This window comes from Allobosea sp. LC85, assembly GCF_000735605.1.
GTDB lineage: Bacteria > Pseudomonadota > Alphaproteobacteria > Rhizobiales > Beijerinckiaceae > Allobosea.
Genome location: NZ_JPKG01000007.1, coordinates 90,024 through 113,019, shown reverse-complemented (window position 1 = coordinate 113,019; position 22,996 = coordinate 90,024). Strand labels below are relative to the sequence as shown.

Genomic DNA, 22,996 nt, shown 5'->3' with positions numbered 1-22,996 from the left:
TTTGGTTAGGCTGATCGGTGGGTTTTCAGCACATCCGCGTCGTAGCGGCGTTCCTCGGGCCCGATTCTCACGCGCCGAACGGCGAGATCTTCGGACCATTCGACCTCGTTTTGCGGCAGCACCAGCCCCCTCGCCTGCAAGGCAGGCTCCAGCACCGCCAGCGGATGGCTCGACGCCATTGCGACCGCCTCCTCAGGCGTCGCCAGGCCCCAGGCCACGACATTGCGCACGCCCTGATCGAGGCAGAGCGCCGAGCCGGCGAGCGAGACGCTTCCCGGCTGGCGCACGGAACCGTCGGCCTTCCGCTCCACGCTCATGCCGGCGAAGGGATAGTTGCCGGGCTCGGCGGCCGCGGCCGAAACCGCGTCGGTGACGAGGATCGAACGAGCAAGGCCCTTGGCACGCAGCAGCGATTTCAGGGCCTTGGGGTGGACATGAATTCCGTCGGCAATGAAGCTCGCCCATAGCCCGTCTTCGGCAAGCTGAGCGAAGATCGCATTGGCAAGCTTGTGCGTGACCTGCGGCATGCCGTTGCCGAGATGCGTGGACAGGGTCGCACCCGCCTCTGCAGCGCCAGCGACCTGTTCGAAATCAGCCGCGGTATGACCGAGGGCGACGATCCTTCCCTGGCTATGCAGCGCCGCGATCAGGGCCGGCACGGCCTCGACCTCGGGGGCGACCGTCACCATCAGGATCGGCCGGTCGAGCCCTGCCTCCAGGCGATCGACGAGGCCTGGATCGGCGGTGGTCATCGCAGCCGCCGGGTGGCAGCCGGAATAGCCGTCTGCCGGGTTCAGGAAGGGCCCTTCGAGATGGTAGCCCGGGCACATCAGCGGGCCGAGGCGGCTCGCCGAGATCGCCGCATCGAGCGCGCGCAAACGCTCTGCCAGTTCATGCGGATGGGCGGTGATCACCGTCGGCAGGCAAGTGGTCACGCCCGTCCGAAGCATCGCCTCCAGCGCCCGGTCGATCTCGGCCGCCGTCACAGCGTCTGAGTTGAAGTCGACGGCCGCAAAGCCGTTGACCTGGAGATCGACGAGGCCGGCCGTCAGCATGATCGCGCCTTTCTCACTATCAACCGCGCTTGAGCAAGGAGGCGGCCGGCGGATCGAGGAACAGCACCGTGTTCTTGTGGGTCTTAAGGATCGAGGCCGGGTAGAGCGGGCTCACCGGACCTTCCAGCGCATCGCGCGTCGCCTTCGCCTTGCGCTCGTCCGGCACCGAAAGGACGATCAACTCGCTCTTCAGGATCTGGCGGATGCTCATCGAGATCGCGCGCTCCGGCACGGCGTCAAAGCTCGGGAACCAGCCTTCGCCGAATTGCTGCTGGCGGCAGGCATCATCGAGCTTGACCACGATATAGGGCTCTTCCGTCTCGAAATCGGCCGGCGGGTCGTTGAAGGCCAGATGGCAATTCTCGCCAAAGCCGGCGAAACAGACATCGATGCGCCGTCCCGCAATCAGCTCGCCGAGCCGGCGTGCCTCCTGCTCGGCATCGCCCTCGCCATCGACCGGGATGAACTCGACCTTGCCACCCAGCGGGGCGACAAAGCGCTCCTGCAAATAGCGACGGAAGCTCGCCGGGTGCTCCTGGCCGAGACCGACATACTCGTCGAGGTGGAAGGCGGTGACCTTCGACCAGTCGATGCCCTCGGCAATGACGAGGTGATTCAGCATCTCGAACTGGCTGGCCCCGGTCGCGACGATGATCGTTGCCTGGCCGTGACGCGCCTGCGCCTCGCGAATGGCCGCAGCGCCACGGGCTGCAGCCTGAACGCCGAGTGTCTCCTTGTCGGCGACGATGTTGATGTCGATCATGCTATTTCTGAACCCGAACAGAGCAAATTGTTTCAAAATTCCTGGATCAAGCTTATGAGCGCCTTTGTAAAATGCAATCTCAATTTCAGAACCGCCAGGTTCTAAAATATGGATGCCCATGACACTGCCAGCCATCGACCAGATGCAGTATTCTGACGGGCACGGCAGCGACCGCGCGCGCGCCTTCGCGCTCGTCGCACAAGGCCAAGCCCATTCCCGACCTGAGATCGGCGCAGCGCTCGGACTGCGCTCGACGACGACATCGCGCCTCGTGGGCGATCTGGTGGAACGCCGCCTGCTGTTGGAAACCGCGGGGCAGAAAGCTGGCCGCGGCCGTCCGGCCGGCCTTCTCATTGCCAATCCACGCCGCATCGGCGCATCCGTCATCCATGTGGCGAGCCAATCGCTGGTCGGCGCTCTGGTCGATCTCGACGGCCAGTTGCTGGAGGAACGCGTCGTTGAGATTGCCTCGGACGCAGATAACAGCCTCATCGCCAAGGTAATGGCCACGATTGGTGCAGAGCTGCTCGCCGCCATGCCGCGCGGCATGGAACATGCCGGCACCGCCGTCTCGCTCTCAGGCCTGCTCGATCTCAGGCGGAAGCAATGGCTGATGTCGTCACGCTGGCCGAACCTGCGCGGGCTCGATGTCGGAACCGCGCTCGGAGACGTCGCCAGACCTGTCGTGGTCTGCCGCAATCTCGATGCCGAATTGCGCGCGCGCATGGCGCAGGATTCCGAGCAGTTTTCGGACGGTGCGCTTCTGCTGCACTGGGGTTGGGGCATCGGGCTGGGTTACGCCATCGGAGGACGCTCGCTCGCGCCGCCTGGCGGCTCCTTCGGAGAAGTCGGGCACTGGCGCTTCGCGGCGCTCGATGGCCGCCGCTGCGGCTGCGGCAACACCGCCTGTCTCGAAACCGGCGCAGCGCTCTGGTCGCTCCTGCCCGACATGCGCCGGCACTGGCCCGATCTCGCAGAGGACGAGAACCGGCTTTACCGGCAACTGGCGCGTTGTGACCTGACCAGCCTGCCCGAGATCGATACGGCGGCGCAGTTGCTGGCGCGCGCACTCGCCAATGCGAGCCGCCTGCTCTTCCCGACCCGGATCATCGTGACTGGCCCATTCGTTGCCAATGCACAGCTATGGGCGCATTTCGACGCGTTGTTCAGGGCGGAGGGCACGATGCACGGGCTGATGATGCCTGAACTCGTCAGCGACCGCTCGAGCCGCCAATATGAAGTCCAGGGGGCAGCGGCGCCCTTGCTCAGCAAGGCGCTCGAAGCGCAGCTGCAAGGCGCATGATCTAACCTTCTGTGTTTGCATCGGCTCCCGAAAACCGCATTCCACTTTTCGGGCCGATGCTGAGCGTCAATCCTCGGCTGTTTCGCGCCGCAGCTCCCAAGCGAGCATCGCCTCGGCGAGCGCCTGCAGTTCCTGTTCCTTGGCGCTGGAATCGGATGCTGCCTGAAGCTCCGCGACACGCAGCTGCGCTTGCTCATAATCTTCGTCGGTGTGGATCACGATCGGCTGCTTCATCACGGCCCCGCATTGCGCCCGGGCCACGAAAGAGGCTGACCCAATCCAGAGTGTAACTGAAAACCGGTGCGGATGTTCCGCTAGATCATCGGACCGGATATCGTGCCCGGCCCGATGATCTAACCTTTTGTTTTTGCATCGGCTTTCCGGAAAACCGCTATCCACTTTTCGGGCCGCTGCTTTAACGCGGCGGCAGCGCCGCGTAATAGGCTGCGATCGCAGCAATCTCGTTCACCGACATATGCCGGGCCATAAAGCGCATCTCCTTGTGCGCGCGCTTGCCGGTGCGAAAGGCCATCATCTGGTTGAAAAGATAGCGCTCATTCTGCCCCGCCAGATGCGGCACCTCGGTGTCGCGGGCGATACCGTCTGCACCGTGGCAGGCGGCGCAGTCATCGAGCGGGGACGTCCGTAGCTCGGACGCCCCTGGTGCAATCATCAGTCCGGCTGCCGTGATCGAGGCCGCTGCAATGATCCCCAAGCGAAATCTGAACCAGCTCATGATCGAGGCCCCTCCCATCGCAGCCTTCGCCGCAAAGCCATGGGCAAGCCTGTCGCACGGTAAGCGTTAAGAACGCGGAACCCCCTGCCCTGACATGCACAGGGTCCGCATTTGCTTGTACATTCAGGCTCCCTGGCGCGCCGCCGGCGGAGCCGGATGGATGAACGGCCAGGGGCTTGCCTCAGTGCCACGCGGAATGGTGATCTCGATCAAGGCGGGACGATCATCGGCCAGCGCCTTCTCCAGCACCGGGCGGAAGGCCTCGGGTGTCTCGACCCGCGCTGCCTCGACTCCGAAGGAGCGGGCGAGCTGGACGAAGTCAGGGTTCACGAGCTCCGAGCCGATCAGCCGGCCCTCGAAACCCGTCAGCTGGTCGCGCCGGACATTGCCGTAGGAGCCATTGTTGAAGACCAGCGTGACGACGCCGATGCCGTACTGCACGGCCGTCGCCAGTTCCTGAACGGCGAACATGAAGCCGCCATCGCCAGTGATCGCAACCACGGGCCGGTCCGGCCATGCCACTTTCGCGCCAAGCGCCGTCGGGAAGCCGGAGCCGAGCGTGCCTTGATAGCCGGAGGACAGATAGGTCCTGGGCTCGTAGACCTTGAAGCCGTACCAGGAGGCAAAGCCGACCTGGGACATTTCGTCGGTGACGATGCCGTCTCTCGGCAAGACCGCGCGCAGGACCTGCAAATAGGCCATCTGCGGTTGGATCGCCTGGATCTTGGCTTCAGCCGTCGCGGTCGCCTCGGCAATCACGGCGCGACGGCCGGGGCGGCTCTGCGGCAGGCGTCCGGCGGCCTTGGCGAGCGCAGCGGTGGCAGCACGCGCATCGGCCAGGATCGCGACATCCGGAACAGAGCGGCGCATCTCGACCGGATCGATATCGATGCGAACCGATTTCAGGTTCGGAGGCGTATGCGACCAGCGCCAGCCCGGCAGTTCCAGACGCGTGCCGATACCGATCAGCAGATCGGTTTGCGGCCAGAGCTCATAGGCCGCAGCCATGGTGAGGCCGAGTTCATGGTCATTCGACACGATGCCGCGCCCGCTGCGGAAGGCGACGACCGGCGCGTCGATCAGTTCAGCCAGTTGCAGGATGTCATCCGCGGCATCGAACGCGCCGCTGCCGACGAAGATCATCGGCGCCTTCGCCTCCGAGATCAGTCTCGCGGCGCGGTCTATGGCCTCGGCGTCGATGGGCGGCGGCGGCAAGGGATCGAGCACGGTCGTTGCCGGTACTTCCGCCTGCTGGGCGAAGACATTCCAGGGCATCTCCAGCGCCGCCGGACCGCGCCGCCCCGAGAGCATCGCCTGGAAGGCCCGGGACACGGCGGTCGGCGCCAGCGCAGGATGCTCGACACGCTCGGCCCATTTGGTGAAGCCGCGCAGGGTCGCAAGCTGGTCCGGCATTTCGTGCAGATGCCCGCGACCGCGATCGAGGAAAGGGGTTGGCACCTGCCCCGTCAGGCAGAGCACCGGCTCGTTACCACCAAAGGCCGTCAACAGGGCCGCCCCGGCATTGAGGATGCCGGGGCCGGGCACAACGGTGCAGACGGAGGGCCGCCCGGTGGATCGCGCATAGCCAAAGGCCATGTAGCCGCAGGCCTGCTCGTGACGCGCACCGATGGTCGCGATCTTGTCCTTGTTCCGTTCGAGCGCGTCGAACAGGCCGTAGATCTGCACCCCGGGGAGACCGAAGACAGTATCGACGCCATGATCGATAAGCCCGGACACGAGTCCCTCGCCGCCAGTCGCTCTCACCATATCCGCCTCACCTTGTCCTGCAGACGGCCCCAAGAGGCCACGACGTCACCTCGAGAGCAGCCCCCGCGCCCCGCGGGCTGGCGCTGCTCTCAACTCCACTCATGTCGACGAAGCGGCATGACGCTGTCTCGCGGTCGCGCCGGCTTCGTCGACAAAGCTGTTCCCCAGGTTTCCGAAGCCTTCGATCTGGCCCTCGACGACATCGCACTGAGCCAGGAAAGCAAGCGGTCGTGCCGTCCAGCCGAATGGGCCGGCGAAGGCGACATTGTCGTTCTGTTGCATCGGAACTCACGCAGCGATGATGGGGGAAGCCTGAAAGGAAGGCTGGCGCACCGGCGTCTCGGCGAAGAGCGTGCCCTCCTCGAACCAGGAGCGCGGAGCAGGTGCACCCCAGAGCGTCTGGCGCTGCGGGTCGCGCAGATCCCAACGGATCGGTTCGTGGTCGGGGTCGACCGTCTGGTAGTCAGAGCAATAGATCTCGATCCGATGACCATCGGGGTCGCGGATATAGAGGAAGAAGGCATTCGAGATGCCGTGCCGCCCGGGGCCGCGCTCGATATTGGTGACATAGCCGGTGGTCGCCATCAGATCGAGCAGGTCGATGATGTTGAGCGGCGTCGGCACCCAGAAGGCAACATGGTGGAGGCGCGGCCCCACCCCATGGGTGAAGGCCATGTCGTGAACGCCGCCCTTGCGGTGCATCCAGGCCGCCCAGAGCCGGCTGCCATCCTCGTTCACCGTGTATTCGGTCGTCCGGAACCCGATCGCGTTATAGAACGCGACGGACGCATCGACATCGTCGGAGAAGCAGTTGAAATGGTCGATCCGGAGCGGCTTCACGCCCTTGTAGAGCGCGTATTTCTGGTGAATCGACGGAAGCTTGTCCATGCTGAAGTAGAACTCCAGCGGGACGCCCAGCGGATCGGTCGCCCTGAGCGTACGGCCCTGGAACGGCTCTTCGACAAACCGGGCCGGCAGCCCGTTTGCCCGGAAGAAATGATGCGCCCTGTCCAGGTCCTCTTCGGAGAAAACCTTGAAGCCGAGCACCTTCGCGACCGGGCTTTCATCCTGTTCCAGCACGATGCAATGGTGTCCACGCTCCTCCATCGCACGCATATAGAGGCGGGTCTCGCTCTTGTCCGTCACCTGCAGCCCGAGCGTGTCGGACCAGAAGGCTCGCGACGCCGCGAGATCGTTCACGGTCAGGACGACGTGATTGAGCCGCACCACTTGGAAGGGCGGGTTCAACACCGGCTGCGGGACAGGCATAGGACTTCCTCCTTGGCATTTTTCTGGTGCCGGCCTGCTTTTCGAGGCCTTGAGGCTATGAAGGCGGCAACGCGGCGGTGACCATGACCGCCATTCCCACCTACATCCGTCGCAGCATCGCTCAGCTTCCGATCCCCAGCCTCGGGACCTTGTGGCTGTCATAGGCGACGGCAATGTTCTTCGTTTCCATGTAGAAATCGAAGGAATAGTCGCCGCCATCACGGCCGACGCCGGAATTCTTGATCCCTCCGAACGGCGTCGGCAAATGCCGCACATTCTCGGAGTTCACCCAGATCATCCCGGCTTCGAGATCGCGGGCGACACGGTGCGCACGGCCGATATCGCGGGTCCAGAGATAGCCGGCGAGCCCGTAGCGAACATCATTGGCGACCCGAACCGCATCGGCCTCGTCCTCGAAGGGAATCATGGTCAGGACAGGACCAAAGATCTCCTCCTGGGCGATCCGCATTCCGGTTGCAGCGTCGACATAGAGCGTCGGCTCGACGTAATTACCGGCGCCCCCCATCGCCCGCCCGCCGCCGCAAGCGACGCGCGCGCCGCCCTCGCGCGCAAGCGCAGGGTAGGACAGCACCTTCTCGGCATGGCGCGGGTGGATCAACGGCCCGATCTCGGTTGCCGGATCGAGCGGGTGACCGACCTTGATACGCCGGACGCGCTCGGCGACCTTTTCGCTGAAGGCGTCATGGATCGAGCGCTGGACCAGCGCGCGCGAGGACGACGTGCAGCGTTCGCCGTTCAGCGAGTAGATCATGAACAGCACGGCGTCGAGCGCCCGGTCGAGGTCGGCGTCGTCGAAGACGATCACCGGGTTCTTGCCGCCGAGTTCGAAATGCACGCGTTTCAGCGTCTTCGCACCCTGAGCCATGATGTGCGAGCCCGTTGTCGTCTCGCCGACGAAGGCGATCGCCCTGATCGCAGGATGCTCGGTCAGCGCCTTGCCTGCCTCCTCGCCGAGGCCGTGCACCAGATTGACGACGCCTGCGGGCAATCCATGGGCGCGGATCACCTCATCCATGATCTCGATCAGGATGACCGCGGATAGCGGTGACCATTCGGCCGGCTTGTGGACGACGGTGCAACCGGCCGCGAGCGCCGGCGCGATCTTCCAGGTCGACAACATGAAGGGCGTGTTCCACGGCGTGATCACGCCGACGGCACCAATCGGCTGGCGGATGGTGTAGTTGATATGGTCGGTATCGGGCAGCGAAAGCCCGTTGCCCGCCTCACTCGCGCGATCTGCGTAGAAGCGAAAATTCTCGGCGCCGCGCAGTGCAGCCTTCGCCATGTAGCGGATCGGCTGGCCCGTATCGCAGCATTCGACGAAAGCGATCTCCTCGGCTCGCGCCTCGATCGCATCCGCGATCGCATGCAGGATCTTGCGCCGCGCCGCGCCCGGAACATCACGCCAGACCTTGAAGGCCGCCTCGGCAGCGCGGGCAGCATGGTCGATCTCCGCCGCACCGCCGGAAGCGACGGTGCATTGATGTCGGTTGGTGGTCGGATCGAGCGTTTCGAACGTTGCGCCCGTGACAGAGAGCACACGCTCCCCGGCGATGACATGTGGAACAATCCCACCGTTGAGGAAGCGCTCCATGGCGCGCTCTGCCCCGATCAGATTGCCGGCGAATTTCGCATCGATGGCCCGGTTCATGCGGGGCCTCCCTTGCGCGCGAGGCGTTCATGCAAGTTGTTGGTCTTGAGCGAGGCCGTCCCGTCGATCTCCTGGACCTCAACCGTGAGGCCGAGCCCGATCTTGCTGAACAGGTCCGCGGTTTCCGCCTCGAGCGTCGCGATCAGTGCCTCGGCGACCCGCCGGCGCGTCGCAGCATCCCGCCCCTCCCCGATCCGGGCCAGGACGGCAACAAAACCATGAGTAGGGTCGCCATCGGCGATCGCGAAGATATCGCGGCGCTCAGCCCGCGTCCGCAGGCCGCCAAGGGGGAAAACGCCCGTTGCAAGCGCTGTACGGTGCAGTTCGTCGACCAGCCGGCGAAGCGACAGCGCCGGCTCAAGATTGGCTGAATATTCGACGATGATATGCGGCATCTGCGCACCCGTCTCGTGTTTCGAAATTAAATTAACGTGTTAAATTAATTTGAGCAAGCGATCACCGGCGCAAACGGCTAGAATGAACGTGTTGCTCTGATCCAGCGCCACCCGCCCGGAAGGGACCGAGTTTGAGAAGCCCCGCACCACCTCCAGATGATTCCTCGCCAGGTGGGACGCGCGTCCATCTTCGCCATTTCTCGAAATCCCTGCCGATGTCGCTGCTGCGGGCGCGCGAAGCGGTGATGCGCTGCTTCCGCCCGTCGCTGCGGCAATATGAGATCACCGAGCAGCAATGGCGGGTGCTGCGGGCGCTGAACTCGGTTCCCAGCCTCGAAGTGACCGACCTCGCGCGCGCAACCTTCCTGCTCGCGCCGAGCCTGTCGCGCATCCTCGTCGATCTCGAGGCCAGGCAACTCATCACGCGTGCTGCCGATCAGCGCGATCTGCGTCGCGCGATCATCTCGATCAGCCCGGCCGGCGCCCGTTTGATCGAAACGGTGACGCCGGTCTCGGAAGCGATCTACCGCGACATCACCAGCCGGTTCGGCGACGAGAAACTCGCAAATCTGCAGGCCCTGCTGCGCGAACTGGAGGATGTCGCCAGCGCCGTCGCGCCCCATGAGGAGAGCGCGGTTAAGCCGCCCCCGCCAGTGGAAACAAGGCGGAAGAAGCGGAGGATCCCTCTGAAACGAAAGCGCAGCGCGAGCTGACGACGCGCCGCGCTCCAGCCCGTTCAGACCTTGCCGAGGATGGTCGTCATCTCGGCTGGCGTGAAGGCCCGCATCGTCTGGTTGCGGATATTGCCGAGCTTGGCAACGGCAAGACTAAGCGCAGTGGCGCTCATCTCGTCGGGAGCATCCAGGGTGACCAGGACGTCATATTTGCCGAGCGTGTAATAGGCGTCCTTGACGGTGATCCCCTTGGATTTGGCCATCTCCCTGAACGCCTCCAGGCGCTTTACGCTATCATTGACGTTGCGGATGCCTTGATCGGTGAAGTTCGCGAGGACGACATAGGTAGCCATGACGCACTCCTCCCACTGAGCCCCCGGCGCACTGCAGCACAGACGGAGTCGCCAGTCGATCTGCACCTGGGGGAATGGAGCGCCTGGCTTGCAAATCGCGCGTCCAGGACCGCCTGGGAGCGCCTTGCCTCTCATTGCCGGCTCTTGATGGCCTGGCTCACCCGCGCCGATGAAATGCTCGTTTCGCCTCTGAACGGTTCATCCATGACGATGATGAGGCCGAGCACCATGCCGATTGCGCCCATATGGGCGGCGATCAGGGCCAGAGCGGCACGGCTCAGGTAAAAGCGGCCATTCATCAGCATCGCGCCGAGCAGAAAGACCAGGATCATCCACCAGAAAATCCCCGGCACGCTCTTGGTCGCAGTTTCGAGCCGCCCCTGGCGATATTCCTCCAGCCTGTCCAGCAATCCGCGCAGTGAGGAGGCAGAATCCGGCTGCTCCGCCGCAACCTTGCGCACCTGCAGGACCAAGGCAGCGAGCGCACGATCCGCGCTAGCCGAGAGCCCAGCGTCCTCAGTTGAAAGGGAATGCCACTCGTCGCGGGTCACGGCACCGACATAGTCTCGTAGGGCCTTCCGCGCCGCCTCGGCCTCGCTCCCGCCGAGACTCGCGAGATCCCGATCGAGGCGCGCGATATAGGAGCCTTCACGCGAGACCGCATCATCAGCCCGCCCCAGATTGACACGGACATCCGCGAGCATCAGGGCAAGCACGAAAACCGAAAAAGCCAGCAGGCTGCCGTGAACGACCTCGGCGAGCTTGTTGGGCTCCTCAATAGCGTCCTGGCGCGGGGCAAACCACAGGCGACGAGCAATGGAGGCGAGCAATACCGCCAGTGCCGCCGTCGACAATCCGCAGATGATCAGGATCACTGCGTCCGAATGGGCTGCAATCAGTTGTATCACCGAAAGCATCGTCACCCTCCCCAATACGATAGATCATCGGACCGGAAATCGTATCCGGTCCGATGATCTAACCTTTTGTATTTGCATCGGCTTTCTCGAAAACCGCAATCCACTTTTCGGGCCGATGCTTTAGCATTCTGATCGATGATTTCGCCGCGCAGCAAGGCTGCCTACCTCGTGCGGCGCTTCCGATCCAGGAAGACCGTAAGTCCCGGCAGCAGCCGGGCAGCAAGCCAACTCGCCGCGATGCCGCACACGCCTCCGCCAATCTTGACCAGCGCATCGCCCAGCCGGGCATGCCTGTCGGGCGACAGCAACTGGAAGAACTCCAGCCCCACCGCGATCATGACGGTCAGGAGGAGAACGATCCCAATCCGCTTGGGATAGGCGGCGGCGAACAGGAAACCCAGGAGCGCGAATGCGCCGAAGCGTTCGAGATGAACGGCATCGCCCATTCGCGGACGAAGCTCTATCGCGGACAGGGTTACGTAAGTGATGAAGGCGAGCGTGAACCATGCCAGAGCACGTAGAACTCTCCTGAATGTCATGGTCCGTCGATCTCTGGCTGTGGGCGGCGAGCTGCGAGCGCTCTATCGCGCGCTCTCGATCACAATGGAAGCCCGCCTATTTCGCCAGCAGCGCCCGATAGACCTCCAGCGTCTTCTGGGCGACGTTCGGCCAGCTATAGGCCAGCTCCACCCGTTTCATCTGGGAACGGGCCTGCTCCTCGCTGAGCGGATTGGCGATCTTTGTCGTCATGGCCGCCGCGAGCGCATCGATATTTCCAAGCGGAAAGTAATCCTCCGAAGGCAGGTCGAGTTCGCGGTTCGCCGCAATATCACTGGCGAGGACGGGGAGACCGGACGCCATGGCCTCCAACAGCGCGATCGGCATCCCCTCATGGCTCGAAGGCAGGACGAAGAGCGCTGCATTGGCGAAGAGTTCGGCAAGCCGGTCGCCGGACTGGAAGCCGGTCAATACGACGCCGGGCACGGCCTCGGCCATCTCCCTGACCTGGCGGGAATAGGCGGTTTCAAACTCCGCCCCGCCCGCAAGGACCAGGCGAAGGTCGGATCGGCCGCTCCTGGCGAATGCTTCGATCAGGTCCGTCTGCCGCTTCTCCGGCACAAGGCGGGCGGCAAGCAGGACATAGCGCTTGGGCTGCAGGCCGAACTCCGTCAGCACCCCGGTGGGATGCGCGCCCTGGGGAATGGCCACACCATTTGGCACGAAGCTGACGGGAGCATCGTATCGGGAGCTCATGGCCTGGGCGACCTGGTTTGAGACCGCGATCCGCCCATGGGACAGGCGCATGCCGAGATACTCGCCAAGCTTCAGCACGCGCCGGGCAAGGCTGCTCCATTTCTGCCTGTCGTAGTCGTAGCCGTGATGGGTAACGACCACCTTCAGGCCCAGGAGCCGTGCGAGGGGCACCATCAGTGCCGGGCCGATCGCATGAATGTGCAGGATGTCAGGCCGGCGCACCGCCGCGAAACAAACGCCAAGGAAGGTATGGACGATGGCCTCCAGCGCCATCTTGCGGGGCGCCCAGAGGGAGAAGACGCGGATACCGTTCGCGGGAGTTGGCACAGACGGCAGGTAGCGGTGCCGGCCGATGACCTCGACGTTCCAGCCGCATGCCGCCATTTCGCCGGCCAACATCTCGACATGCTTCTCCACGCCCCCCTGAACATTGGGGATGCCGCGCAGTCCGAGGAAGATGACACGCCGTCGAATATCCTGATCTGCCATAGCCGCAGGCCGTCCGGGAGGCACCTCGATGGGAAGAGTGGTCAATGACGCCTCCGCCGATTGCTGCCCGGCCGGTCTGGAACGACAATGTTGAAAACCATCGTGTTTCCAGTTCAGCCCCCGACCTCGGAGAGATTTCTCTTGGGAAGATAGAGATCGAACTTCAGTGCTCGGGAAATCCCTCTACCTGATTTCGATGAATTTTACAGAACGCAGGCGGGCATTCGCAATAGTCACCCCGGCACTCCGGGTGTTTTCTATTTATTAACCTTTACGACACTTTTATCTCGAGGTTGTTCAGGCCGCTCCAAGCGCGGCATAGAGGCTCAACGTCCGGTCGCGAAAGGCGGTGGCGGAGAAGCCCGCGGCGATCCATTGCCGCCCCGCCGCTCCCATCCTGGCTCGCTCGGCAGCAGGAAGCGCAGCGAGCTCCGCCAGCTTCTGCGCGAGATCATGCGCGTCCCCTGAGATCACCAGCATTCCGGTTTCTCTCTCCCGGATCATCTCCGGTATGCCGCCGATGGCGGCGCCCACCACGGGACGTCCCAGTGCATAGGCTTCCAGGATGCTGATCGGCGCGTTCTCATACCATTCGGAGGGCAGCACCAGGGCCTGGGATTGCCCGATCAGGCGGTGCAGGTCCTGCCCCGACAGATGCCCCACGAAACGCACATCCGCGCCGGTTTCGCTGGCGAATTGACGAAGGACCGCCTCATCCGGCCCCGTGCCGGCCACGACAAGCCGCTGCTTGGAGAGAGCGACGGCCCTGATCAATGTCGCCAGCCCCTTCTCGGGCGCAAGGCGGCCGGCAAAGACGAAATAATCGCCCTCCTCCCAGTCGCTGCGGTAACGCTCGACATCGACGAAATTCGGTATGTATTCCAGTTGCTCGCGGGGCCAGCCCCATTCGACCAGTTTCTCCAGATAGAAGCGACTGGGAACGACGATGCGGTCGAGTTTCTCCCGGTACAGGCCAAGCGAGCGATGCACCATCGTTTCCGCCAGGACCACGGCGCTGAGCGGCACGGATTCCTTGATGCAGCGATGGCGCAGGACATTGTAGATGTGCCCGCCGCGGCAATCCTCGCAGACTTTTCCGTCGCGCAGCATCTTGTAGGACGGGCAGGCGAGCTTCAGGTCATGCGCCGTCATCACCACCGGAATGCCAGCCGACTTCAAGGTGGAGAAGATCGCCGGGGAGAGGTGGTGGTAGACGTTATGGGCGTGGGCGACCGAGGGGCGCGCCTGCTCGATCAGTCGCGCGATATTTCGCTGGGCCTCGAGCGAATAGATGATGCTTGCCGCCTGGACGACCTTTCGCAACGGGCTCGTCCTGCGACCATATTCGATCTCCGACACGAAATAGCCTGACCATGGCGATGGCTCATTGCTCTCGTGCTGCATGGCAAAGGGGACGACATCCCAGCCGATCCTGCCGAACATGGTCATCTGGTCGAAGAAGACCGCCTCCGCCCCTCCGCGGCGGTAGAAATAGTTATTGATCGCCAGCAGGCGCTTGCCGGCAGGTTGTGGTCTTGCCACGTCGCTGCTCCTCACCAGCCGATCCGATCCAGCATTCGGTCGACAGGCAGGACCGCGCATCCGCGCTCGACCGCGTGGCGCACCAGGTGCTCGAACGTGCTCGGCGTACAGCCATAGGGTGTCGGGTTGGGCGCGATGTCATGCGTGAAGAAGACGAGCCAGCCGGGCATGTCGACGACTTCGTCGATCCAGCGCGTCAGGACGCGCGCCTCCAGGTCGGGCTGGCGAATCTCGACGGCCTTGAGCATGAGGGGATCGACCGTTCCGCGATTGATCGCCTCGCCGGCCCCGCGGCATGTGCGGAAGCGCCGGCGGAATTCGGGGCGCGCCAGGGGCCATGCCGCATTGTATGGAAAGGCGAAATTAGTCGGCGGCGGCGAAATTCCGGCCCCCGCGAGATAGTCGGCATTGCGGTCCAGATCGCGCGACAACTCGGCGCCGGGGATGTCGCGGATTCTGCGATGCGAGAAGGTGTGACAACCGATCTCGTGACCGCGTTCGGCCAGATCCCGGCATCCTTCAGGCGCGATCAGCACCCGGCCTGGCTCAACCTGCGCCGCGAGCCCTCCAGCGATGTAGAACGTGCCGCGCACGCCATATTTCTCGAGGATCGATGCTCCCTCGCTGCGGGCAGAATCTGGAACATCATCGAAGGTGAACGAGACCAGCGGGGTGTCCGTCTCCAGGCGACGCCTGGACCCTGCGAGCCCCCAGATCAGCCGGTTGCTCAACCTGTCGACCTTCGCCCCAAGGCGTTCGGATAGGCTAGGCATGCGCGACAGCCCCTTCCGACCTGGTCCGCGGCACCGGCGCCAGCGCGGCTGAGGCCTGCAGGGACAGGCCATAGAGCGCGAACAGCAACGTGAACCAGAGCGAGTTCCCGCCTTCGAAGAACAGGCTCTCGAGACCGGCATTGAAAATCGCGTAGAGCCAGATGCGGGTGAAGAGCCGCGTCAGATGCGAATGCTCGGCGTCCGGTTCCAGTCGCGAAATGTTGCGGAGCGGCAGCACGATGATCCAGACCAGCGTCAGGAAAAGTCCGGGTATACCCGTCATCAATGCGACATCGAGATAGGAGTTGTGCCCGTTTGCTGCGGCGACCGCCCAGGTCTCGACCGAACCGCCGCTGTGGACGAGTTCCGATGTCTGCCAGAAGCCCTTGAAACCGTACCCTGTCAGCGGCCGCTCCGCGAGCTCAGCGACGGCAAAGCGCCAGATATCCGACCGGTTGGTAAAGGTGGCATCGATCCCGAGCTGATCGATGAACTCGCCCAGCGGCCTGAAGACCGCGGCCCCGATCGCAAAGACGTTGAACGCCCCGACGCCGCCGATCACGATCGGAATGCGCAGGAAGCGAACCTTCTCGAAGACCCATGCGAGCAGGAGGATTGCCGGCAGCATGGCCGTCGAGGTCTTGCCGCCGGTATTGATCAGGAACAGGAACGACAGGCACAGGATCGCCATGCCGGCGATCCGCGACCAGGCATTCATGACGAAGAGGCCGAAGAATGCAGCGATCACCATGGCTGCTGCAGCGCTGTTCTTGTGCGGGAAATGTCCACGCCACAAACCGGCATTCATCGGCTCGCGCAGCTCGGAGGCCTGGTGGATTGCCAGCAGCGGCTTGAACAGGATGCCGTAATAGCTGACCCCCAGCATGATGAGGGTGCCGATGCCGAGCATCTTGGCAAAGTGCCTCTCGGAGGCTGGTAGCAGCAGGTAGATGCTGGCGTTGAACGTCACCATGACGGCGAGAACGGTCCCCTTGATCCCGAGCATGGGATAGGTCGAGATCAGCGAAACAAGGAAGAACCAGGCGAACAGCAGGCCGAGCAGCACGCGCGGCTGCAGGATCACGCTGCGCATCGGATGAAGCAGACCGTAAGCGAGCATGCCTGCGAATAGCAGCAGCGATGCGATCTGGTTCATCAGATTGGAGTTGCCGGCGCTGGGGTCCAGCACGGCCTCTCCGGTCAGGTCGACGAAGGGATTGAGGGAAATCCAGAAGAACAGGAAGATCGCCATGAACAGGACGGTGCCGACGGTCTTCCTCAGCCTCTCCCCTCCATCTGCCTCCCCCTTGGCGGCGCTTCTCATGGCCGCCTCTCAAGTAGTCGCGGGCCGTGGATCACGGATATGGATCCAGGCTCCACGCGCCAGGGCTGCTGCAACCCCGAACATGAGGCCCAGCATGGCCGCCGCCGCCAGCAGGATCAACGTACGCGGCGGCCAGCTGCGCGCCTTGGGGGGCATCGGCGAGGAGATGACACGGACATTGCTGGTGTCGATCTGCTGGCGCTCACCGATCTGCTGGGCACGCGCCAGATGGGTCTCGTAGATCGCCGCCTTGGCCCGTGCATCGCGCTGCAGGTCGCGCAGCTGCACCTCGGCGTCGTTGTCGGTGAAGACGTTCGATTTTCCATCGCCCGCCTTGTCCTGCAGCATCCTGAGCGTCGTCTGCTCCCGATTGAAGTCAGCCTTCGCGCCTTCCAGGATGCGGCGCGCTTCCCGGGACAGGGCTCCCTCGAGCACCTGCTGTTCGGACAGCGCGGTGATCAGCTGCGGATGCCGCGCACCGAAGGTCGCCCTGATCGATCCGATCTGCTGCTGCAGTGTATTGTACTGCGCCCGCAGGCTCGTCATGGTCGCGGAATCGAAGATCGACGCGCTGGCCGCCCGCCGCTCTGCGATCGCTGCGCTCATTTGCCTGTAGCGCGATTCCGCCTGGATGAAGCGCTGCTGGGCATCCAGGACCTGCGTGTTGAGCTCACTATAAAGCCGCGTGCTGACGAGCTCGCCATTATTGGACTGCAGCCCCTTCGCGCGCCGGAAATCCTCGACCCTCCTCTCCGCCTCGGTCACGTTGCGGCGCAGTTCGTCCAGGCGGTTATTGAGGTTCTTCACTACCCGGCCGGCGCTTTCGGCCGCCGACTGGAAAAGCTCGGCCTCGAAGGCATCGACGATCGCATTCGATATGGTGACGGCCCTGTCGGGATCTTCGGCCCAGAATTTCATGACCACGACGAAGGAGCGTTCCTCGCGCCGCGCCTCGACCCGTTCAGCCAACGCACGCATCACGGCAAGGCGATTGTCCTGACTGGCATCCCTGGACGAGATCAGGCTCCTGAGCGCTGAGAGATAGCCGGGCTGCACGAATTCCGGGTCGTTCGTCAGATCGAGCCGGTCTATCACCCGTGCCAGGACGTTTCGCGAGGTCAGGACCCTGAGCTTGCTTTCGACCTCGAGCAATTGCGCATCTCGCTGCGGATTTGTCGTGAAGACGTCGTCCCGGACCACGTTCAGGTTTGAGGGATCGATGAGGATATCGGTGTAGACGGTATAGCGGGGCGGCGTCGTGACCGCATAGACCAGCGCCGCAGCGACGCAGATGACGATGGCGGCAACGATCCAGCCGATTCCACGCCGCAACCAGATCAGGATGTCATCGGCCCCGACATCACCGAGCAAGCGGAGACGGGCAATCGGACTTCCGCTCTCGAAAGAACCCTGCCCCCGGCTCGACTGCGGGGACCGGTGCAATGGATCTGAACGTGTGCCGGGAGAAGCTGCGTCATCGCGCAGCGTTTCCGAGCGAAGCCGGGAATGACCTGTCGGCAGAGGCGCTTGTCGCTGCTCCGACTCCTTCGGCCCGTACATCCGCTTCGCCCTCAGCACGCAACTCTAGACGGAAGAGACGCGCCTATCCCCCGTAAACATGCCCTAGGGGTATGCTCCGCCCCTGAATTTTACGTTAATCGCAGCAGAAACGCCGTTCCGGGGAACGATTGAGGTCGCCCTGGTCCAAGGCAAAGTCCATCTGCGTCACCAAGGCCTGCGGGCGCACGATCTTCGGCCTTGACCCGAAGTCTAACCAAGAACTTGGGGCTTCGCCGGGCACTTCGAATTTACCATTCGCATGGATATCCCCGAGCGTTAACGCTTGCTCGCCCCAGACTGGCTATGGTTCAAGCGGACACGACGGACTTGGAAGCATCTCGGCATGTGCGGATTTGGGGGCTATTTCGGCGCAGTCCGGGATGGGAGGGCGCTCCTTGAACGGATGACGGCTGCGATCGCGCATCGCGGACCCGACGAGCAAGGGCTCTTCACCGCACAAGACGCAGGCCTCGGTCATGCCCGACTGTCCATCGTCGGCCTGGGGGATGGCCAGCAACCCATGTCCGATGCGACGGGTGAACTGACGATCGCCTTCAACGGCGAGATCTTCAACTATGTCGAATTGCGCGAGCAACTGCGCGCAAAGGGCCACCGCTTCAGGACATCGAGCGACACCGAGGTGATCCTGCATCTCTATGACGAGATGGGAGAGGACTGCCTGTCCGTCCTCAATGGCGATTTCGCCTTCGCGCTCTGGGATGGTCGGCGTCGCCGCATGGTTCTGGCTCGCGACCGCATGGGCGTCCGGCCGCTGTTCTATACGAGGCAGGGGGACCGGTTCTATTTCGGCTCGGAGGTCAAGGCGCTTCTCCGGGTCCCCGGCGTCAGCGCAGAGATCGATCCGCTCGCCCTCGACCAGATCTTCACGTTATGGGCGCCGATCGCGCCGCGCACGGCCTTCCGCGACATCTTCGAACTGGAACCAGCGCATCTCATGATCGTCGAGGAGGGCAGCGTCTCGACGCGGCCCTATTGGAGCCTGGACTATCCCGATCGGGATGAGCCGTCGCGGCACAACGACGAGCGCGCTGTGGCCGAGGAACTGCGCGCCCTGCTGACCGAGGCGACCCGCATTCGCATGCGGGCCGATGTCCCGGTTGGCGCCTATCTCTCCGGCGGGCTCGATTCCTCGATCACGTCGGCGCTTGCTGCCGGCATGGCGCCCGGCGGTCTCAGGACCTTTTCCGTCACCTTCGACAGCGCCGAGCATGACGAGAGCGTCTTCCAGTTGGAAATGGCCCGGGCGCTCGGGACGCAGCACAGTTCCGTCGCCTGCGGCGAGGGTGATATCGCCGCGGTCTTTCCCGAGGTCATCCGTTTCACCGAGCGGCCTATCCTCAGAACCGCGCCTGCTCCGCTCTTCAAACTGTCAGGCCTTGTGCGCGAGGCCGGGCTGAAAGTGGTGCTGACGGGCGAAGGCGCGGACGAGGTCTTTGCCGGCTACGACATCTTCAAGGAGGCGCGGGTTCGCCGCTTCTGCGGCAGGCAGCCCAACTCCCGGATCAGGCCGCATCTGTTCCGCAAGCTCTACCCCTATCTGCCGGGCCTGAGGCAGCAATCCGCAGAATATCTCGCATCCTTTTTCGGGGCCGGCAGCGGGGCACTCGACGATCCGCTATTCTCCCATCGGCCGCGGCTCGACGGCACGGCGGCGACGAAGCTGTTCTTCTCGGGCGACCTGCGCGCCACGCTATCGGGATACGACGCGGCCGAGGAACTCGCTTCGCGCCTGCCTGAGGCCTTCGCCCGGTGGCACCCCTTGCATCAGGCGCAGTATCTGGAAGCCCGCTTCCTGCTCCCCGGCTATATCCTGTCCAGCCAGGGCGACCGCATGGCGATGGCCCATGGCATCGAGGGGCGCTTTCCCTTCCTCGACCATCGACTGGTCGAGTTCGCCGCCGGACTCCCCCCCGAGATGAAGCTGAAGGGGCTCGTCGAGAAGCACATCCTGCGGGAGGCAACCAAGGACCTGCTGCCGCCCTCGATCAGCCGGCGGAGCAAGCAGCCCTATCGAGCGCCGGACAGTCACTCCTTTGTCGGGGCGGGCGCAGCCGATTATGTCCAGTCCGCCATGGGTGAAGCGCAGGTCGCGGCCGGTGGTCTGTTCAATCCCAAGGCCGTGGCAAAGCTGCACGAGAAATGCAGCGCCCGCCCGGCCTCCGGCTTTCGCGACAACGCGGCCTTCGTCGGCATCCTCTCGACGCAGCTCTGGCTGCAGACATTCACCGGCGCGCGCAGCAGCAGATCAGAGGCCGCCTGAAACCGGCCAGGAAAGGGAAAGACATGAGCGAAACAATCAGGGACAGCGTGAAGGCATTCGTCGTCGAGAACTTCCTGTTCGGCGATACCAGCCATGTGCTCGTGGGCACGGACTCGCTGATCGAGAACGGGGTCATCGATTCGACCGGGGTTCTGGAACTCGTGGCCTTCATCGAGGATCGCTATGGGATTACCGTGGCCGATGCCGATATCGTGCCCGCGAACCTGGATTCGCTTGATCGCATCTCGGCCTTCATCGCGTCCAAAGTAGCCGCGCCGGTCACGGCGTAACGGTTAGGGGTGGAGCAACAGGCTCATGCGGATCGAGCAATTCCTCGTCACGAACGCCGCTGCACAGGCTGCGAAGACGGCTCTGGTCACCGACCAGAAGCGGCTGCGCTATGACGAGCTGGATGACCTTTCCAGCCGGCTCGCCGCCGCGCTCGCCGCAAACGGCGTGAAGCGGGGCGACCGCGTCCTCGTCTTCATGGATAATTGCTGGGAAGCCGCCGTCTCGATCTTCGCGGTCCTCAAGGCCGGGGCGACCTTCAGCCCGATCAACGCGTCGACCAAGGCCGACAAGCTCGCCTATGTCATCGGGGATTGCGAGGCCGCCGCGGTCCTGACCCAGGCGAAGCTGCTGCCGGTCGTGACACAGGCGCGGGCGCTGCTGCCCGGGCGGACGGTCTTCGTCGCCTCGACGCAGCCACCGGACGGCCGGCCGCTCGAAGGCGCTGTGTCCTTCGAGGATTGCCTGGAGGGGCCGCCCGATCCTGTCGGCCACGGCGGCATCGATATCGATCTTGCCATGCTGATCTACACCTCGGGCTCCACCGGACGGCCCAAGGGCGTGATGATGACGCATCGCAATATCGACGCGGCAGCCGGCTCGATCACGACCTATCTGCGCAATACGCCCGACGACATCATCCTCAACGTCTTGCCGCTGGCCTTCGACTACGGTCTCTACCAGTTCCTCATGGCGATGAAGCTCGGGGCGACGCTCGTCCTGGAGAAATCCTTCGCCTTCCCGCAAGCGGTCTTCGAGCGCATTCGCACTGAGAATGTCACCGGTTTCCCGCTCGTGCCGACGATGGCCGCGATGATCCTGCAGATGCGCGATCTGGAGCCGGGCTTCCTGCCGAGCCTGCGCTACCTCTCGAACACGGCCGCGGCCCTGCCGCCCGCCCATATCGCCCGCCTGCGTGAACTGTTCCCCGGCGTGCGGCTCTATTCGATGTATGGCCTGACGGAGTGCAAGCGCTGCACCTATCTGCCGCCGGAAGAGCTCGACCGTCGGCCGGGTTCGGTCGGGATCGCCATTCCAAACACCGAGGCCCTGGTTGTCGACGATGAGGGCAACCGTGTGCCTTCGGGAGTGCCGGGCGAGCTGGTGATCCGCGGTCCGCATGTGATGCAGGGTTATTGGCGCAATGAGGCGGCGACGGCGCAGATGCTGCGCCCCGGCCCGAATCCTTGGGAAAAGCGGCTTCATACCGGCGACCTCTTCCAGACGGACGAGGAGGGCTTCCTCTATTTCGTCGGCCGCAAGGACGACATCATCAAGACGCGCGGCGAGAAAGTCGCCCCGAAGGAGGTCGAAACGGTGTTGCACGGCCATCCCGGCATTGCGGAAGCGGTGGTGATAGGTGTGCCTGACCCGGTGCTCGGCCAGGCCATTGCCGCCCTCGTCGTCCTGTCGGACGAGAGCCTGAGCGTGCGGGACATCATTCGCCACTGCGCCGCCCATCTCGAGGACTTCATGGTGCCGAGGATCATCGAGTTCCGCACCGAACTGCCGAAGACGGATACCGGCAAGGTCAGCCGCAGGCTGGCAGCCGAAACGCTGGGAGCAGCGGAATGAACATCGCCCCTTCCCCGAGCACGCTCGCCTTCTCCGCAGAGACGCTGAAGATCGACAATGCCGTGGAGACGGACCGGATCGTCGCCGAACTGCGGGGGCAATTGCGCGGCATGCGCAAGCGCGGGCTCGTGCTCGGCCTCTCCGGCGGCATCGATTCCAGCGTGTCTGTCGCGCTGGCGGTTCGCGCCGTCGGCGCGAAGAACGTCTTCTGCCTGTTCATGCCGGAGAACGATTCCGATCCTGAGAGCCTCCGGCTCGGCCGGCTGGTCGCCGAGACCTTCGGGATCGAGGCCGCGGTCGAGGATATCGGCCCGACGCTGCAGGCCATGGGTTGCTATGAACGACGCGACGGCTTCATCCGCGAACTCGTACCCGAGTATGGGCCGGGCTGGGCTTCCAAGATCGTCATCGCCAACTCGCTCTCGGGCGATGGCTACAACATCTCGTATCTGGTCGTTCAGGACCCCGAAGGCCGGCAGACGAAGCTGCGCATGCCGCCCACCGTCTATCTCGGCATCGTCGCCGCCACCAACATGAAGCAGCGCACGCGCAAGCAGATCGAATATTATCACGCCGATCGACTAAATTTTGCCGTGCTCGGCACGCCAAACCGGCTCGAATACGACCAGGGCTTCTTCGTGAAGAACGGCGACGGAGCCGCCGACGTGAAGCCGATCGCCCATCTCTACAAGAGCCAGGTTTATGCACTGGCAGCTCATCTCGGCATTCCCGAGGAGATCCGCAGGCGACCGCCGACGACCGACACCTACACCCTCGAGCAAACGCAGGAGGAGTTCTACTTCTCGCTGCCCTATGACCGCATGGACCTGTGCCTCTACGGGCTCAATCATGGCCTTACAGCCGAACAGGTCGGCATGGCGACGCAACTGACGGCTGTCGAGGTCGAGCGGGTCTGGGCCGATATAGCAGCCAAGCGCAAGGCGACCCGTTACCTGCATCTGGGCCCCCAGCTCGTCTGCCCGGTGGGCGAAATCGCGCGGTGAGG

22 protein-coding genes and 1 pseudogene are annotated in these 22,996 nt (G+C 63.9%); 6 read left to right on the top strand and 17 right to left on the bottom strand.

The window, feature by feature from the left end; all coding sequences use genetic code 11:
• Positions 1-5: 5 nt before the first annotated feature.
• Positions 6-1,055, bottom strand: a complete 1,050-nt coding sequence (locus FG93_RS04170; RefSeq protein ID WP_043232167.1) for an N-acetylglucosamine-6-phosphate deacetylase — start codon at positions 1,053-1,055, stop codon at positions 6-8.
• Between the two features lie 19 nt (positions 1,056-1,074).
• Entirely contained in the window at positions 1,075-1,818 is a 744-nt protein-coding gene (locus FG93_RS04165) for a glucosamine-6-phosphate deaminase (RefSeq protein WP_043232166.1), read from the bottom strand.
• Between the two features lie 118 nt (positions 1,819-1,936).
• On the opposite strand from FG93_RS04165, the gene FG93_RS04160 reads away from it, so the two are divergent.
• Positions 1,937-3,121: an ROK family protein gene (locus FG93_RS04160; protein ID WP_161783769.1), complete on the top strand. Its 1,185-nt coding sequence runs from the start codon at positions 1,937-1,939 to the stop codon at positions 3,119-3,121.
• A 66-nt stretch (positions 3,122-3,187) separates the two neighbouring features.
• On the opposite strand, the gene FG93_RS32790 is transcribed toward FG93_RS04160, so the two are convergent.
• The 7 genes from FG93_RS32790 to FG93_RS04130 form a co-directional block, all read right to left on the bottom strand.
• The gene (locus FG93_RS32790; protein WP_161783768.1) at positions 3,188-3,355 is read right to left on the bottom strand and encodes a hypothetical protein; all 168 of its coding nucleotides are present in this window, start codon (positions 3,353-3,355) and stop codon (positions 3,188-3,190) included.
• Between the two features lie 181 nt (positions 3,356-3,536).
• A complete protein-coding gene (locus FG93_RS04155) occupies positions 3,537-3,857 on the bottom strand; it encodes a c-type cytochrome (RefSeq protein ID WP_043232334.1) in 321 nt (106 codons plus the stop codon).
• A 123-nt stretch (positions 3,858-3,980) separates the two neighbouring features.
• The gene (locus FG93_RS04150) at positions 3,981-5,624 is read right to left on the bottom strand and encodes a thiamine pyrophosphate-dependent enzyme (protein ID WP_043232161.1); all 1,644 of its coding nucleotides are present in this window, start codon (positions 5,622-5,624) and stop codon (positions 3,981-3,983) included.
• Positions 5,625-5,723: 99 nt separating this feature from the next.
• On the bottom strand, positions 5,724-5,906 hold the full coding sequence (locus FG93_RS04145; RefSeq protein WP_043232158.1) for a hypothetical protein: 183 nt from the start codon (positions 5,904-5,906) through the stop codon (positions 5,724-5,726).
• 6 nt (positions 5,907-5,912) lie between these two features.
• Positions 5,913-6,893 carry a 3,4-dihydroxyphenylacetate 2,3-dioxygenase gene (gene hpaD, locus FG93_RS04140; RefSeq protein ID WP_043232157.1) on the bottom strand — a complete coding sequence of 327 codons (981 nt, stop codon included), beginning with the start codon at positions 6,891-6,893 and terminating at the stop codon, positions 5,913-5,915.
• A 121-nt stretch (positions 6,894-7,014) separates the two neighbouring features.
• Entirely contained in the window at positions 7,015-8,508 is a 1,494-nt protein-coding gene (gene hpaE / locus FG93_RS04135; RefSeq protein WP_200878064.1) for a 5-carboxymethyl-2-hydroxymuconate semialdehyde dehydrogenase, read from the bottom strand.
• A 53-nt stretch (positions 8,509-8,561) separates the two neighbouring features.
• Positions 8,562-8,960: a 5-carboxymethyl-2-hydroxymuconate Delta-isomerase gene (locus FG93_RS04130; protein ID WP_043232154.1), complete on the bottom strand. Its 399-nt coding sequence runs from the start codon at positions 8,958-8,960 to the stop codon at positions 8,562-8,564.
• Between the two features lie 215 nt (positions 8,961-9,175).
• Here FG93_RS04130 and hpaR point away from each other — a divergent pair, with 215 nt between their 5' ends.
• The gene (hpaR, locus tag FG93_RS04125) at positions 9,176-9,673 is read left to right on the top strand and encodes a homoprotocatechuate degradation operon regulator HpaR (protein ID WP_081881292.1); all 498 of its coding nucleotides are present in this window, start codon (positions 9,176-9,178) and stop codon (positions 9,671-9,673) included.
• 23 nt (positions 9,674-9,696) lie between these two features.
• On the opposite strand, the gene FG93_RS04120 is transcribed toward hpaR, so the two are convergent.
• The 8 genes and pseudogenes from FG93_RS04120 to FG93_RS04085 form a co-directional block, all read right to left on the bottom strand.
• Positions 9,697-9,987 carry a GYD domain-containing protein gene (locus FG93_RS04120; protein ID WP_043232152.1) on the bottom strand — a complete coding sequence of 97 codons (291 nt, stop codon included), beginning with the start codon at positions 9,985-9,987 and terminating at the stop codon, positions 9,697-9,699.
• Positions 9,988-10,118: 131 nt separating this feature from the next.
• The gene (locus tag FG93_RS04115) at positions 10,119-10,904 is read right to left on the bottom strand and encodes a DUF4239 domain-containing protein (protein ID WP_043232151.1); all 786 of its coding nucleotides are present in this window, start codon (positions 10,902-10,904) and stop codon (positions 10,119-10,121) included.
• Positions 10,905-11,065: 161 nt separating this feature from the next.
• Positions 11,066-11,443 (bottom strand): VanZ family protein, encoded by a 378-nt coding sequence (locus FG93_RS04110; RefSeq protein WP_043232149.1) that lies wholly within the window; start codon positions 11,441-11,443, stop codon positions 11,066-11,068.
• Between the two features lie 76 nt (positions 11,444-11,519).
• On the bottom strand, positions 11,520-12,647 hold the full coding sequence (locus FG93_RS04105) for a glycosyltransferase family 4 protein (RefSeq protein WP_043232147.1): 1,128 nt from the start codon (positions 12,645-12,647) through the stop codon (positions 11,520-11,522).
• A 297-nt stretch (positions 12,648-12,944) separates the two neighbouring features.
• The gene (locus tag FG93_RS04100; RefSeq protein ID WP_043232145.1) at positions 12,945-14,189 is read right to left on the bottom strand and encodes a glycosyltransferase family 4 protein; all 1,245 of its coding nucleotides are present in this window, start codon (positions 14,187-14,189) and stop codon (positions 12,945-12,947) included.
• An 11-nt stretch (positions 14,190-14,200) separates the two neighbouring features.
• Entirely contained in the window at positions 14,201-14,962 is a 762-nt protein-coding gene (locus FG93_RS04095; protein ID WP_043232143.1) for a polysaccharide deacetylase family protein, read from the bottom strand.
• Positions 14,955-16,286: an O-antigen ligase gene (locus FG93_RS04090; RefSeq protein WP_043232140.1), complete on the bottom strand. Its 1,332-nt coding sequence runs from the start codon at positions 16,284-16,286 to the stop codon at positions 14,955-14,957. The genes FG93_RS04095 and FG93_RS04090 overlap by 8 nt, the downstream gene beginning before the upstream one ends.
• A 9-nt stretch (positions 16,287-16,295) precedes the next feature.
• Positions 16,296-17,678, bottom strand: a pseudogene (locus FG93_RS04085) (GumC family protein); the annotation flags it as partial.
• Between the two features lie 511 nt (positions 17,679-18,189).
• Between FG93_RS04085 and asnB the strand changes: the two are divergent.
• The 4 genes from asnB to nadE are packed head-to-tail and all read left to right on the top strand — an operon-like array spanning position 18,190 to position 22,994.
• Complete coding sequence (asnB, locus tag FG93_RS04080) at positions 18,190-20,127, top strand: asparagine synthase (glutamine-hydrolyzing) (protein ID WP_043232137.1); 1,938 nt, start codon at positions 18,190-18,192, stop codon at positions 20,125-20,127.
• A gap of 23 nt (positions 20,128-20,150) precedes the next feature.
• Entirely contained in the window at positions 20,151-20,417 is a 267-nt protein-coding gene (locus FG93_RS04075) for an acyl carrier protein (protein ID WP_043232135.1), read from the top strand.
• A gap of 25 nt (positions 20,418-20,442) precedes the next feature.
• Complete coding sequence (locus FG93_RS04070) at positions 20,443-21,990, top strand: class I adenylate-forming enzyme family protein (RefSeq protein ID WP_043232133.1); 1,548 nt, start codon at positions 20,443-20,445, stop codon at positions 21,988-21,990.
• Positions 21,987-22,994 carry an NAD(+) synthase gene (gene nadE, locus FG93_RS04065; RefSeq protein ID WP_043232131.1) on the top strand — a complete coding sequence of 336 codons (1,008 nt, stop codon included), beginning with the start codon at positions 21,987-21,989 and terminating at the stop codon, positions 22,992-22,994. The genes FG93_RS04070 and nadE overlap by 4 nt, the downstream gene beginning before the upstream one ends.
• Positions 22,995-22,996: the final 2 nt, after the last annotated feature.

Coding starts and splice junctions, on each gene's coding strand:
- FG93_RS04110 (WP_043232149.1), bottom strand. CDS start 11,443: ATGACATTCAGGAGAGTTCTACGTGCTCTGGCATGGTTCACGCTCGCC.
- FG93_RS04115 (WP_043232151.1), bottom strand. CDS start 10,904: ATGCTTTCGGTGATACAACTGATTGCAGCCCATTCGGACGCAGTGATC.
- FG93_RS04130 (WP_043232154.1), bottom strand. CDS start 8,960: ATGCCGCATATCATCGTCGAATATTCAGCCAATCTTGAGCCGGCGCTG.
- FG93_RS04155 (WP_043232334.1), bottom strand. CDS start 3,857: ATGAGCTGGTTCAGATTTCGCTTGGGGATCATTGCAGCGGCCTCGATC.
- FG93_RS04160 (WP_161783769.1), top strand. CDS start 1,937: ATGACACTGCCAGCCATCGACCAGATGCAGTATTCTGACGGGCACGGC.
- asnB (WP_043232137.1), top strand. CDS start 18,190: ATGTGCGGATTTGGGGGCTATTTCGGCGCAGTCCGGGATGGGAGGGCG.
- FG93_RS04090 (WP_043232140.1), bottom strand. CDS start 16,286: ATGAGAAGCGCCGCCAAGGGGGAGGCAGATGGAGGGGAGAGGCTGAGG.
- FG93_RS04150 (WP_043232161.1), bottom strand. CDS start 5,624: ATGGTGAGAGCGACTGGCGGCGAGGGACTCGTGTCCGGGCTTATCGAT.
- FG93_RS04095 (WP_043232143.1), bottom strand. CDS start 14,962: ATGCCTAGCCTATCCGAACGCCTTGGGGCGAAGGTCGACAGGTTGAGC.
- FG93_RS32790 (WP_161783768.1), bottom strand. CDS start 3,355: ATGAAGCAGCCGATCGTGATCCACACCGACGAAGATTATGAGCAAGCG.
- FG93_RS04165 (WP_043232166.1), bottom strand. CDS start 1,818: ATGATCGACATCAACATCGTCGCCGACAAGGAGACACTCGGCGTTCAG.
- FG93_RS04170 (WP_043232167.1), bottom strand. CDS start 1,055: ATGCTGACGGCCGGCCTCGTCGATCTCCAGGTCAACGGCTTTGCGGCC.
- hpaD (WP_043232157.1), bottom strand. CDS start 6,893: ATGCCTGTCCCGCAGCCGGTGTTGAACCCGCCCTTCCAAGTGGTGCGG.
- hpaE (WP_200878064.1), bottom strand. CDS start 8,508: ATGGAGCGCTTCCTCAACGGTGGGATTGTTCCACATGTCATCGCCGGG.
- FG93_RS04145 (WP_043232158.1), bottom strand. CDS start 5,906: ATGCAACAGAACGACAATGTCGCCTTCGCCGGCCCATTCGGCTGGACG.
- FG93_RS04070 (WP_043232133.1), top strand. CDS start 20,443: ATGCGGATCGAGCAATTCCTCGTCACGAACGCCGCTGCACAGGCTGCG.
- hpaR (WP_081881292.1), top strand. CDS start 9,176: ATGTCGCTGCTGCGGGCGCGCGAAGCGGTGATGCGCTGCTTCCGCCCG.
- FG93_RS04120 (WP_043232152.1), bottom strand. CDS start 9,987: ATGGCTACCTATGTCGTCCTCGCGAACTTCACCGATCAAGGCATCCGC.
- FG93_RS04075 (WP_043232135.1), top strand. CDS start 20,151: ATGAGCGAAACAATCAGGGACAGCGTGAAGGCATTCGTCGTCGAGAAC.
- nadE (WP_043232131.1), top strand. CDS start 21,987: ATGAACATCGCCCCTTCCCCGAGCACGCTCGCCTTCTCCGCAGAGACG.
- FG93_RS04105 (WP_043232147.1), bottom strand. CDS start 12,647: ATGGCAGATCAGGATATTCGACGGCGTGTCATCTTCCTCGGACTGCGC.